This is a genomic window from Bradyrhizobium sp. ORS 111 (assembly GCF_045571485.1).
GTDB lineage: Bacteria > Pseudomonadota > Alphaproteobacteria > Rhizobiales > Xanthobacteraceae > Bradyrhizobium.
The window spans coordinates 790,023-802,987 of sequence record NZ_CP120701.1 but is presented as its reverse complement, the minus strand read 5'-3'; the positions used below and the strand labels follow the sequence as shown (position 1 = coordinate 802,987).

Here is a 12,965-nt window from a genome sequence, read left to right as displayed (position 1 = left end):
CACCGGAATGACGGCTGAAAGAATGACACGGCCACGTCATACGGCCCATCGGACGCCGCACCTAGAATGGGCCAATGCAACGTTTGCCGCGCAGCGGCGTTTGTTGCAGGTTGACCTGATGGCAGGGGGACGCGATGTCCGATTACCTCGTCGAAGAAGGGCTGCCTTATCCGCTCGGCGCCCATTGGAGCGGCCACGGCACCAATTTCGCGGTGTTTTCCGCCAACGCCACTAAGGTCGAGGTTTGCCTGTTCGATGGCGAGCGCGAGACCCACCGCTTCGAGTTGCCCGAATATACCGACCAGGTGTTTCACGGCTTCATCAACGGCGTGCAGCCCGGGACATTCTACGGCTACCGCGTCTACGGCCCCTACCAGCCCGACGGCGGCCACCGGTTCAATCCGAACAAGCTGCTGCTCGACCCCTACGCCTGCGCGCACGCCGGCGATCTCATCTGGAATCCGGCGGTGTTCGGCTACAAGATGGAGACCGGCGACGACCTAACCTTCGACGAGCGCGACAGCGCGCCGTTCATGCCGAAATGCGTGGTGGTCGATCCCGGCTTCGACTGGACCCAGGAGGCGCAGCGACAAAACGTGCACTGGGACGAGACCGTCGTCTACGAGACTCACGTCAAGGGATTCACCAAACAGCATCCCGGCATTCCCGAACACCTGCGCGGCACCTATGCCGGCTTCGGCGCGCAGCCGGCGATCGACCATCTCACGGCGCTCGGCATCACCTCGGTGGAGCTGCTGCCGGTGCATTCCTTCATCAACGACAGCAGCCTGCTGGAAAAGCACCTCACCAACTACTGGGGCTACAACACGATCGGCTTCTTCGCGCCTGACCCGCGCTACGCTTCCGATGTGCCGAACAGCCTGCGCGAGTTCAAGGAGATGGTGTCGCGGCTGCATGGCGCCGGTCTCGAGGTGATCCTCGACGTCGTCTACAACCACACCGCGGAGGGCAATGAGCGCGGCCCGACGCTGTCGTTCAAGGGCATCGACAATGCGAGCTACTACCGGCTGCTGCCGGACAAGCGGCGCTACTACATCAACGACACCGGCACCGGCAACACCGTGAACCTGTCGCATCCCCGGGTGATCCAGATGGTGATGGACAGCCTGCGCTACTGGGCCGGCCACATGCATGTCGACGGCTTCCGGTTCGACCTCGGCACCATCCTGGCGCGCGAGGTCTATGGCTTCGACGAGCAGTCCGGCTTCCTGAAGGCCATGAACCAGGACCCGCTGCTCGCAACCGTCAAGCTGATCGCCGAGCCTTGGGATTGCGGGCCCGGTGGCTACCAAGTCGGCGGCTTCCCCGCAGGCTGGGCCGAGTGGAACGACAAATTCCGCAACACGGTGCGCGACTTCTGGCGCGCCGAGGCCTCACCCGCCGCGTTGGCGCCGCGCCTGCTCGGCTCGCATGACGTATTCAACCGCGAGGGACGGCGCACCTGGGCCAGCATCAACTTCATCACCGCCCATGACGGCTTCACGCTGAACGACTGGGCGAGCTACGACAACAAGCACAACGAGGCCAACGGCGAGAACAACAACGACGGCTCGTCCGACAATCACTCCTGGAATTGCGGCGCCGAAGGTCCGACCGACAATCCCGACATCATCGCGCTGCGCGAACGGCAGAAGCGCAACATGCTGGCGACCTTGCTGGCCGCGCAGGGCACGCCGATGCTGCTCGGCGGCGATGAGTTTGGCCGCACCCAGCACGGCAACAACAACGCCTATTGCCAGGACAACGACATCTCCTGGCTCGATTGGAACGTCACCGGCGACCGCGAGAAGCTGCTGGCCTTCACCAAGCGCATGATCAAGCTCCGACGCGACTATCCGATCCTGCGCCGCAGCCGCTTCCTCAGCGGCGACCGCGACCCCCAGCTCGACGTCCGCGACGTGGTCTGGATCAACGCTTCGGGCGCGGAAATGACTCAATCCGACTGGACCACCGGCTGGATCAGGTGTTTCGGCGCGGTGCTGGACGGACGCGCGCGCAAGACCGCAATCGCGCGCCAGGGTGAGGACGATACCGTGCTGATGGTGCTCAACAGCTACGAGGGCGAGGTCGATTTCACGCTGCCGCACACCTCGGCCGGCCCGCACTGGTCGCTGCTGCTGGACACCAACGCGCCGGAGCAGCCGGCGGGCGCACAGTTTGCGTTCGACAGCACGTACAGGGCTGCCGGACGTTCGTTCGTGCTCTTCACGGCGGGTGAGGCGAAGTAGTCATGTCGCCCGGATGAGCGAAGCGCAATCCGAGGGCGATTGCCAATTGATCGTGCGGTCCTGGATTCGCGGAGCCTGTCATCGGGCGCGCGTTCACGCGACCCATTTGGATCCATCCGCGCTACAGGTCTCTCTTCTCCTTCCCCCTGAAAGGAGGAAGGTCGGGATGGGGGTCAGCCGCAAGCGACGCTGCATGCGGAGAAGGAAGATCCCCACCCGCTTTGCTCTGGCGAGCAAAGCGACCTCCCCTTTTCAAGGGGAGGTTGGAGCCGTGCACGTCGCTTGGCGAAGGAGATCGGGTAAAGGGCCTGCCTCACTCCCAAGGTCCCCTCCCCTGCGACCCTGCCCGCCAATTGACATTCGCGGGCCGGCTGCCAGACTTCGGCGAAAATACAGGGTGGAGACCTCCGGATGGCCAATCTTGCGGCCTCGAATCATGTCGCCCGTGTTTTGTCGACGGCCAATCAAGGGGCCGGCGTCGACACTGAATCGCGCATTGCGACGTCCTGGCGGCGCTGCCTGGTCAATCACAAGCTCGATCCAGCGCGCCGCGGCCCGCCGCAGACCCTGACCGAAGCCGAGGTCCGGCACATCGCCGAGCCCATGGAAGACCTGATCCAGGTCGCGATCCCGGAACTGGAAGACCTCGCGCGCGTGCTGCGTGACTCCGGCTACTGCGTCAATCTCGCCGACCCCAACGCCACCATGCTGGTGAGCCGCCTGCCCGAGGGCGACTACGCGCGGATGTTCCTGGAATGGAAGATCTACACCGGCTCGAACTTCGCCGAGACCTTCGAGGGCACCAACGGGCTCGGTACCGCGCTCGCCGAGCAGCGGCCGATCCTCGTGCATGGCGACGAGCATTTCCGCGAGCAGTGGCACATGTTCACCTGCGCAGTGTCGCCGCTGTTCGATCATGCCGGGCGGCTCGCCGGCGCCGTCAACATCACCTCGTGCCGCAGCGATCTCGGCCGCGGCGCCCACGAGCTGGCGCTCGCCGTGACCACAGATGCGACGCGGCGGATCGAGCGCGCGTTCTTTCGCCGGCGCTATCGCGCCTCCTGGATCGCAACCCTGCCCGGCGACGGGCACGGCATGCTCGCCTATGACGATGACCGCCGCGTCGTCGGCGCTTGCCGCCACGCCCGCGCTGCGTTCGGATTGACCGATGCGATGATATCCGGCGGCATTGACCTGTCGCATCTGATCCAGCTCGACGATCGCGCGGCGCGGACCGCCGAAGAGGCCGTCGCGCTGCGCCGTGCCGACGGCGCGCCGTGGGGACATGGCCGCGTCGCGCCGCCGCTTCGCACGCGCTCGCCGCGCCCGGTACCTGCGCCGCCGCGCGACACGTCGGGGGGACCATTCAACGGCCTGTATCGGCTGGCAGGGGGCGATCCCGTGCTGCTGAAAAGCGTGAAGCGGCTGATGACAGTCGGCAATCTCGACCTGCCGATCCTGCTGCACGGCGAGACCGGCGCCGGCAAGGACGTGTTCGCACGCGCGATCCATGCGGCAAGCAATCGTGCCCGCAACAACTATGTCGCGCTGAACTGCGCGGCGATGCCGGAGAGCCTGATCGACGCCGAGCTGTTCGGCTACGAGGCCGGCGCCTTCACCGGCGCGCGCCGCGAGGGATCGAAGGGGCTGATCGTGCAGGCAAGCGGTGGCACGCTGTTCCTCGACGAGATCGGCGACATGCCGCTGGCGCTGCAGACGCGGCTGCTGCGCGTGCTGGAGAACCGCGAGGTCTGGCCGCTCGGCGCGCTCAAGCCGGTGCCGGTCGACATCCGCCTGATCAGCGCCACCCATCGCGACCTCGCGCAGATGGCGGACGACGGCAGCTTCCGCTCCGACCTCTACTACCGGCTGCGCGGCATGGAGGTGCGGTTGCCTGCTCTGCGCGAGCGGGCGGACAAGCAGGAGGTGATCGCGCAGATCGCGGCCGAGGAAGCGCCGAACTGCCGCATCTCACAACCCGCCTGGGCGCGGCTGATGTCCTATCCCTTCCCCGGCAACATGCGCCAGCTCCGCCACGTGCTGCGGCTCGCCGGCTGCACCGCCGAGAACGGCGTCATCGCCGAGGCAGATCTCGATCTGCCACCGCTTGGCGCGCGGGTCGCCGAGACCGATCATGCGGCGCGCAAGCGCGCGACGATCGTCGAGGCGTTGCGCGCGAGCGGCGGCCGCGTGACGGAGGCGGCGAAAGCGTTGAAGCTGAGCCGCGCGACGCTGTACCGGAAGATCAAGACGCTGAAGATCGGCCCGGATGACTGAGGTCACCTGTTCAGGCTCAAGCCCGTGAGCGGCGCAGCCATTCGTTCAGATCGATGCGGCCGAGGCGCGCCTCGCCCAGCGGCACCAGCGAATGCTCCTCGACCCGGCCGCCCCAATAGAGGGCCTCAGGGTCTCTCACGACGTCACGCGGGTCCCCGGTTGCCTTCAGGTAGCGGGATATGAATTCGTTGAACGGCGCGCGTTCCGGGCCGGCGATCTCGACGATGCCGTTGTGCGGCGGCTCGAGCGCCACATCGGCAACGAAGGCGGAAACGTCTTCGGCCGCGATGGGTTGGAACAGGCCCGGCGAGAGCTTAATTGTATTTCCATCCGCACTCGCATTCGCAATGGCGCCGATGAATTCCATGAACTGCGTCGCGCGGATGATGGTGTAGGGAATGCCGGAAGCCACGATCAGTTTCTCCTGCGCCACCTTGGCACGGAAGTAGCCATTGTCAGGCGTGCGGTCGGTGCCGACGATCGAAAGCGCGACATGATGCCCGACGCCAGCCGCCGACTCCGCCGCAAGCAGATTGCGGCCGGAGGTTTCGAAGAACGCCATCACCGCCTTGTCCTCGAAGGAGGGCGAATTTGCCAGATCGATCACGACCGCCGCGCCGGCCACGGCTTCCTTGAGCCCCTCGCCGGTGATGGCGTTGATGCCGTTCTTGGGAGAAGCAGCGACGACCTCGTGGCCGCGCTGACTCAGAATGGCTGTGGTCTTCGAGCCGATCAGTCCGGTACCGCCGATCACAACGATCTTCATGGATGATGCTCCTTGTCGGTGGCGAGGTGTCGTGCGGAGAAGGATTGGTGACCTCGCACCGTCTCGTCGATCCCTCGCACGCAATCACACCGTAGCATGCGACGGGCGGCTCTGACGTCGCGGAACCTGTCATCGGGCGTGTATTTGATCGACCCGTTGGCTCATCCGGAGCTACGCTTGCTGAAGCTTTTGCCGTCGCGCAGACTGACGGGTGCGTCCCGGCCAGTATGCTGGGGTACCGAAAGCGTCAGCCGCTGCCGGGATATCACCTTCAGGAAAACTCGTTCCAGCTCACGCGCCGCGCGTCGAGGTCGCCGAGCGTGACGGGATCGCGGATGTCGCGGACGCTGTGGAAGCCGCTGCGCAGATAGACCAGCGGATCGACCGCGGTCGCGGCGCGGACATGCTGGACCTCGCCGATGAAGACCGAATGGGTCTTGGTCTCGAGCTCCTGCGTCAGCACGCAGTCGAAGGCGGCGACCGCATCTTCCAGCACGGGGGCTCCGGTGGCGCCGATGGTCCAGCGCCCAAACGCAAACCGGTCATCGCCGTTGACGCCTTTCTGGCCGGAGAAGGTCAGCGCCAGCAGTGCATGCTCCTCGTTCAGGAAGTTCACGACGAAGTGCCGCTCCTCGCGGATACGTTCATGCGCGCTGGCATTGCGGTTCACGCAGACCAGGACCGAGGGCGGATTGTCCGAGAGCGAGCAGGCCGAGGTCACGGTGAGGCCGGTGCGCCGTCCGGGCTCGGAGCCGACCGTCACCAGCGCGACGGCGCCGGCGCAATGGCGCATGGCCTGCTTGAAACTCTGTGCATCGACGGTCATGCCGCGAACCCCGGTGTCGAAAATACCTCGCATCAAGATATGCGACGCAGGGTGCGAGGCAAGCCCCGCACCCTGCGCACCAGTCATGCAGCCTTCTCGAACTCGGCGCCGAGATGCTTCAGGCGCGGCATCACCTCGTTCTTGAGCAATTCCAGCGAGCGCCGCCAGGCCTCCGGCTTGTGCTTGTAATCGAAGCCGAACACCAACAGCACGCCGAAGCCGCCGACCTCCTGATAGATCTTCTCGATCTTCTCGGTGACGGTCGCCGGCGAGCCGACGATCCAATTCCGGCGCGCGCAATATTCAACCGTAACGTCGCTGTCGGGCACGTCGGGCGCGTGCTTCAGATAGTCCTTGAAGCCGAAATGACCGAGCAACGGCAGGAAGTATTCGCTCATCATCCGGCCCATCATGTCGCCGACCGAAAGCTTCCAGGCCTCCTCGTCGGTGTCGGCGACGAACACCTCGCGCACCATTCGCCAGTCCTTGCGGCTCGGCTTGCGGCCGGTCTTGGCGGCGCCGGCCTCGACCGACTCCCAGTGGCTGCCGACATAGGCCGGGTTGAGGTTGAGGCTCATCGGGATGAAGCCGCGCTCGCCGGCGAGCTTCAGCGTATCTGAGTTCTTCGACAGGCCGGCAACCCCGATCGGCGGATACGGCGCCTGCACCGGCTTGATGTGCGGCTTGAGGAAGTCGAACATCGTGTCCGGCTTGGTCACCGTCCAGTACTTGCCCTTGTGGGTCCACGGCGCCGGATCGGTCCACATCTTCAGGATGATCTCGAGCGCCTCGCGGGTCATGTCGCGGTTCTGGCCCGACATGCCGTCGACATTGAACATCGCCCAGTCGCTCGGCAGGCCGCTCGCGGCGACGCCGAAGTTGAGCCGTCCGTTCGACAGGTGATCGAGCACCGCGACGCGGTTGGCGAGCTCGGCGGGGTGATGATAGGGCAGCAGGAAGCCGCCGGGCCCGATGCGGATGGTCTTGGTCTGCAAGAGCGCCTGCGCGATCAACAGGTCGGGCGACGGATGCGGCTCCCACGGCGCGGTATGATGCTCGCCGATCCAGGCCTCCTGATAGCCGAGCTCATCGAGCCAGCGCAGCGTCTGCAGGTCCCAATCGTGGCCCTCCTTCAATCCGCACTCCGGCGGATGCGAGGGCATGGTGAAATATCCAAGCTCCATGGCGTGTTCCTTCTCTCTGGAAATTCAGTGGTGCAATGCGTCTTGCCGCGCATTCGAAAAGCGAAGTGAGCAAGCGCCGTGCCAGCACGGGAATCGCCGATAATGCGAGGGAAGGCCGGGTTTTCGACCGGGTGCGGTCGATGTGTGGGCACAGGGATGCGCGGGCCGTCTCAGAGTCGCGAGACGGTGTCGCAGCCGTGAGACGGGCCGCCGGCGTTCAGCTCCGGCAGTTTACTCCTCGCCCCGTTCTTACGGGGAGAGGGTTGGGGTGAGGGGGTGCGTCCGCATACTCACTGATAGATGCGTTCGCGGAATCTCCCCGCACCCGGAACGCATCTAACGGTGCGTTTCGACCTCTCCCCGCAGGCGGGGCGAGGTGAAACGAAGCCCGCGCTGCGCGATTGATGCACGCAGAACTGGCGGCCTACCCCGTCGCGCGGCGCGGCGACGCGTTGGCTTCGGGTTCGGTCGGTGCCGGAATCTGCATCAGGAAGGTCTGGCTGGCGGAGGCGATCTCGATTCCCTCCTCCTGGAAGCGCCGCTTCATGCGGCGATTGAATTCGCGCTGCACCGGCCAACGGCCGCCATCGGTGCAACGGATCTGGCCGACGATCGTCACCACCGAGCCATCGACCTTGTCGACGCCCCACAATTCCAGGTCGCCGCGGATCAACGGGCGATAGGTGGACTCGCGGCGCATCTCGGCGACGATATCCTTCAGGATCTCGCCGGCGCGGTCGGTGTCTTCCTTGAAGGCGACGTTGACGCTGACCGCGGCATTGCCGGCACCGCGGCTCGCATTGGTGATGGTCGTCACCGCGCTGAACGGCACGACGTGCACCGAGCCGTCGCCCGCGCGCAGCCGCATGGTGCGGATCGAGACGTTCTCGACCACACCGGACAGCCCCGACACCGTCACCGCGTCGCCGACCTGCACCGTGTTCTCCAGCAGCAGAAACAGCCCGGTGATAAGGTCCTGCACCAGCTTCTGCGAGCCGAAGCCGATCGCGATGCCGACGATGCCGGCGCCGGCGAGCAGCGGGGCGACATTGACGCCGATCTCGCTCAGCGCGGTCAGCCCGACCACCGCGACGATCAGGCACAACAGCGCGGTGCGCAGCATCGGCTGGAAGGTGCGCAGCCGCGCCGCCCGGGCAAAATGTCCCTCGCGCGACAGCGTGTTGATCTGCCGGTCCATCAGCGCGTTGGCGACCTCCCAGATCACGGCGGCGGCGAGCGCGGCGATGCCGATCGTCACCAGCGCCGAGATCAGCCGGCTGCCGATCTGGCCGCCATAGAACCAGACGATGGCGTCGACGCCCCACACCTCGAGCAATGCGACGAAGCCGATGAAGGCGATCACCGCCGAGACGATCTTGCGCAGCAGCGGCAGATAGCGGTTGGCGCGAATCTCCAGTCCCGGGAAGCGCTGCAGCAGCTCCGGGCTGATGCGGAATCCGCGATCGATCAGGCTCAGCACCACCATGGTGATGAGGCGCGTCACCAGCAGCACCGCGATGGTGCCGACGAAATATTGCAGCAGCAGCGAATAGCCGTTGCGGATGTTGAGCGCCCACACCGCCCACAACGCGAGGTCGAGCGCGATCGCCAAGACATGCCAGAGGCCGGCGACGCGGTTGCGGATCCGCGCGGCAAGGCCGACGCGATCGGCCGGGGCGCGGATGGCGTCCGCCACCTGGCGGCGGCACTGCAGGATGATGACGACGAGGAAGAGATGCACGATCAGCATCACGAGCCGCAGCAGCGCAGCATAGCCGGCGCGATGCAGGCCGAGCAGTAGCGCGACATTGGCAAAGCAGACGCCGGAGACACCGACGGCGACGATGCGCCGGGTCCAGATCTCGATATAGGCCGCGGTCTCGGCGCGGATGCGGAACAGGCCGAACGGCCCGGCCAGCGCCCGCACTGCGCAGATCAGGACGCGCGAGAAGGCATAGGCGTTGACGACGGCGAGGATCACCAGCCGTGTGGTCGACTGGTCGCCGATCTCGGTGCCGAGCAGCGCGGTGGCGACGCCGACGAACACGACCACCGGCAGCAGTTCGAGCAGCAGGCGCCCCAGCACGAAAGGCAGCCGGACCACAGATTGCCAGGCTCGCGCCAGGCTGAGCCGGCGGCGCTGCAACTCTGGCTCCGGCGTGACGTCGGCGACCGAGGACGGCGGAGCGGCGACCGCGAGCGCCTGCACCGGCACGCGCGCGGTCTGCGGCAGGCGCGATTCCAAAAACGCCACCGGCCGCTTGATCAGGCGGAACGCCACCCATTCGACGGCCAGCGCACAGCCGAGCACCAGCGCAAGCTTCCAGGCGATGTCGATCAGGAGACCATAGGCCGCCGGATCATTGGCGGTGCGCACGAACCAGTAATAGAACGCCGGGAAATGCGTCAGCGTCCGCGCGATGTCGGCGACCTCGCGCGACATATCGGTGACCTGCTCCGACACCATCAGCAGGAGCTGCGCGCCGAGGCTGTCGGCGGTGAGCGGGATCGGGGAGTGGTGCTCCGGCTCGGGCTGCGCCGCCTGCGGCGAGGCATTGGCGATCGCGCGCAGCGTGTTGATGATCTCGCCGCGCTTCTTGTCGTCCTGCAGCGTCTCGAGCGCGCGCTTGGCCTGCTCCGGCGTCAGCGTATCGCCGGTATTGGCCTGCTGCTGCGGCGGTGCCGGTTTGGCGCTGGGCTGCGCGACGGCGGGAGAAACGAACAGGGCGAGGACGAGAAGGATCGCAAAACGAAGTTTGTGCGACACGAGAGCCTCTTAAAATAATTGCGCGACAGCAAATCCCAGGCCTGGAATCTGCCCTCGCGCTCGCGTCATGTCGGATCGATCCTTTTCGCCTTGATGATGTGTCGGAAGTTTGCCGCCGTGACGGCGATCTCTTGGCATTTGCCGCAACACAATCGTCATAAGTGTTGAGCCGCGTTTACGCATGCGGGATGCGTTGTGGGCACGCCGGCCGAGCGGCTCGCCACACGCCAGGGCTGAAGTGGGGCAATCTTTCGCTTGACGCGCTGGGCCCTCTATGATGTTCTTATTTTGTTCCTTTATTTCGGTTGTTTGGGGGTCTCATGCACGACGTCTTTGCCGACGATGGTCCGGTACAGCTCTTCATTCACGACGACGGCGAGACGCCACTGGAATTCGTGCAGGACTTGTTGCGCACGGTGTTCGGCAAATCTCAGCAAGATGCGATCGCCTCCGCTGCGTTGATCGAGGCCAACGGCGCAATTCCGTGCGGTCCCTATCCCGCGCCGGTCGCGCGTGCATTGCTCACGAGCGCGAAGTGGTTGATCCGCTCCAAGGGCCAACCGTTGCTCATCACCGCCGAATCCGCCGACGCCAGCCGTCCCTGCGATCTCTGCGAAGCGCCGAGGGCGGTTAAAGAGATATTTCTGTCGGGCACGACAGCCTCGCTGTGCAGCGACTGCCTGCTCGCCGCACGCCGCAGCTCGGAGGAATTGCCGAGCGACGAGTTCAGATACGCCTTCGTCGCGCTCGAATGGCATTTCGCCGGAATACCGCGCAACCAGATCCTGACACGGTCGCGGAAGTTTCCGGGTCATATGCGCGCCGACGTCCAGATTGCGATCGACAGGCTGTTCACCACGCCGCTCCACTTCTTCGGCATCCACGAAGCCTCTCGCTACGAGACCATCGAGTTCGCAGCGCTGATGAAGGACAGCCGCGATGCGCCGGCAATCGCGCCGCCGCAATATCACGACGTCGATGTCGGCGAGGCCGAACCGGTGAAGTGCCTCGTCAATGGATTGTGGCTGTGCCGAACCGGAGAGCTGCGCTACGCCGTGCTGCTCAGCTTCCATCGCGAGTACGGTTACGAGCCGACCTTGCGCATCGAACTCGCGGTGCCCGCCGGCGCCGCCGGCAATGCCCTCGTGCAACGGACCCTTGCCGAGCTGGAAGCGGCGGTGCATGCCGCGCGCTCCTATCGCGGCAAGATCCTCTCGCTCGACGGCGACGCCGACTACCGCGGACGCTCGCGCGGCGTCACCGTGCATCGCCTGCCGACGGTCGATCGTGACGCCGTGATCCTGCCGGACCGGACGCTGCGGCTGCTCGAGCGCAACGTGCTCGATTTCGTCGGAAGCCGTGAACTGCTGCGCAAGCTCGGCCAATCGACCCGCAAGGGCATTCTGCTCTACGGCCCGCCCGGCACCGGCAAGACCCACACCATCCGCTATCTCGCCACCAACCTGCCAGGTCACACGACGCTGATCATCACCGCCGAGCAGGTCGGCCTGCTCGGCGCCTATATGAGTCTTGCGCGCCTACTGCAGCCAAGCATGGTGGTGATCGAAGACGTCGATTTGATCGCGCGCAGCCGTGAGGAGATGGGCGGCCCTTGCGAGGAATCGCTGCTCAACAAGCTGCTCAATGAGATGGACGGCTTGAAGGAGGACTGTGACATCCTGTTCGTGCTGACCACCAACCGGCCGGAAGAGCTGGAAAGTGCGCTGGCCGGCCGGCCCGGCCGCATCGACCAGGCGATCGAGGTGCCGCTGCCCGACGAGATCGGCCGCGGCAAGCTGGTCCGGCTCTACGGCAAGGGCCTGCCGCTCGACCAGGGAGTCATCGACGACGCCGTGCGGCGCACCGAGGGCGTCAGCGCGGCCTTCATCAAGGAACTGATGCGCCGCCTCGCCCAGGCCAGCATCGCCCGCGACGGCGGCCAGAGGGTCACGTCGGCCGATATCGAGGGAGCGCTGAACGAGATGCTATTCGACGGCGGCCACCTCAACGTCAAACTGCTCGGCGGCGCACAGACCATGAGCACGCAGCGATAATAGCATAGCGCGTCCCGGCGCATTTACCGCTTCCAATCATCTCAAAAATGGGATAATTAGGCGATGCCTTGGCGCGTCGAAATCCTCAACGAGGTCGTTGCAAAGCAAATCGCGGCGTTGCCGGTCGACATGCAGGCCCGTTTCATCCGTCTCTCAGAACGCATTATCGCCACTGGGCTGGAAAGCTTAGGTGAGCCGCATGTCAAGCACTTGATAGGCAAGCTTTGGGAGTTACGACTGAGCGGGCGCGACGGAATCGTGCGAGCGCTCTACGTGACAGCCTCTGGCCGCCGCGTTGTGGTCGTCCGAGCATTCGTGAAAAAATCCCAGAAGACGCCGTCAGGTGAGATCGAGTTGGCATTGCTGAGAGCAAGGGGGATCACGTGACCATTCCGTTCGAAAAGCTCAAGATCCGCCTGCTCGCCAATCCCAAGGTCATGGCGGAATACGAGGCGCTTGCGCCTGAGTTCGAGATCGCCGCCGAGTTGCTTAAGGCGCGCCAGCGAGCCGGCCTTTCGCAATCCGAGCTGGCGGCCCGAATGGGAACGAGTCAGTCGACCATCGCCCGCCTCGAAAGCGGACATACGCTTCCCAGTACCAAGACTCTCCTGCGGTTTGCCAAGGCAACCGGCAGCAAATTCCGGATACGGCTCTCGGCAGCGTAAGGCCTTGCCTGGAGCGTGATGAGATTGGTTGAGCCCGAGCGGCGGCGGAGTTCACCTCTGCCAAGGGAGAAGTCGGCGCGTGGCGCCTGGTGAGGGTTATGGTCTATCGTCAAGACTGTGGCCTCTCACCCGATTTGCTTCGACCTCTCCCCATCGGAGAGAGGTGAAGGGAGTCCG

9 protein-coding genes are annotated in these 12,965 nt (G+C 65.2%); 5 read left to right on the top strand and 4 right to left on the bottom strand.

Annotated elements, in window-relative coordinates; all coding sequences use genetic code 11:
* Positions 1–134 precede the first annotated feature (134 nt).
* Together glgX and P6U30_RS03685 are read left to right on the top strand one after the other, a co-directional pair.
* Positions 135–2,249, top strand: a complete 2,115-nt coding sequence (glgX, locus tag P6U30_RS03690) for a glycogen debranching protein GlgX (protein WP_407168183.1) — start codon at positions 135–137, stop codon at positions 2,247–2,249.
* Positions 2,250–2,660: 411 nt separating this feature from the next.
* Positions 2,661–4,526, top strand: coding sequence for a sigma-54-dependent Fis family transcriptional regulator (locus P6U30_RS03685; RefSeq protein WP_407168182.1), 1,866 nt, complete (start codon positions 2,661–2,663; stop codon positions 4,524–4,526).
* Positions 4,527–4,542: 16 nt separating this feature from the next.
* Here P6U30_RS03685 and P6U30_RS03680 read toward each other — a convergent pair whose 3' ends face one another.
* The 4 genes from P6U30_RS03680 to P6U30_RS03665 form a co-directional block, all read right to left on the bottom strand.
* Complete coding sequence (locus P6U30_RS03680) at positions 4,543–5,292, bottom strand: SDR family oxidoreductase (RefSeq protein WP_407168181.1); 750 nt, start codon at positions 5,290–5,292, stop codon at positions 4,543–4,545.
* 271 nt (positions 5,293–5,563) lie between these two features.
* Positions 5,564–6,118, bottom strand: a complete 555-nt coding sequence (locus tag P6U30_RS03675) for a flavin reductase family protein (RefSeq protein ID WP_407170345.1) — start codon at positions 6,116–6,118, stop codon at positions 5,564–5,566.
* Between the two features lie 83 nt (positions 6,119–6,201).
* Positions 6,202–7,302, bottom strand: coding sequence for an LLM class flavin-dependent oxidoreductase (locus P6U30_RS03670; RefSeq protein ID WP_407168180.1), 1,101 nt, complete (start codon positions 7,300–7,302; stop codon positions 6,202–6,204).
* Positions 7,303–7,726: 424 nt separating this feature from the next.
* Positions 7,727–10,069 (bottom strand): mechanosensitive ion channel domain-containing protein, encoded by a 2,343-nt coding sequence (locus tag P6U30_RS03665; protein ID WP_407168179.1) that lies wholly within the window; start codon positions 10,067–10,069, stop codon positions 7,727–7,729.
* 320 nt (positions 10,070–10,389) lie between these two features.
* Between P6U30_RS03665 and P6U30_RS03660 the strand changes: the two genes are divergently transcribed.
* The 3 genes from P6U30_RS03660 (at position 10,390) to P6U30_RS03650 (ending at position 12,788) form a co-directional block, all read left to right on the top strand.
* Positions 10,390–12,123 carry an ATP-dependent Clp protease adaptor ClpS gene (locus P6U30_RS03660; RefSeq protein ID WP_407168178.1) on the top strand — a complete coding sequence of 578 codons (1,734 nt, stop codon included), beginning with the start codon at positions 10,390–10,392 and terminating at the stop codon, positions 12,121–12,123.
* 63 nt (positions 12,124–12,186) lie between these two features.
* Entirely contained in the window at positions 12,187–12,510 is a 324-nt protein-coding gene (locus P6U30_RS03655) for a type II toxin-antitoxin system RelE/ParE family toxin (RefSeq protein ID WP_407168177.1), read from the top strand.
* Entirely contained in the window at positions 12,507–12,788 is a 282-nt protein-coding gene (locus P6U30_RS03650; RefSeq protein ID WP_407168176.1) for a multiprotein-bridging factor 1 family protein, read from the top strand. Before P6U30_RS03655 ends, P6U30_RS03650 begins: the two co-directional genes overlap by 4 nt.
* The last annotated feature ends 177 nt before the right edge of the window (positions 12,789–12,965 follow it).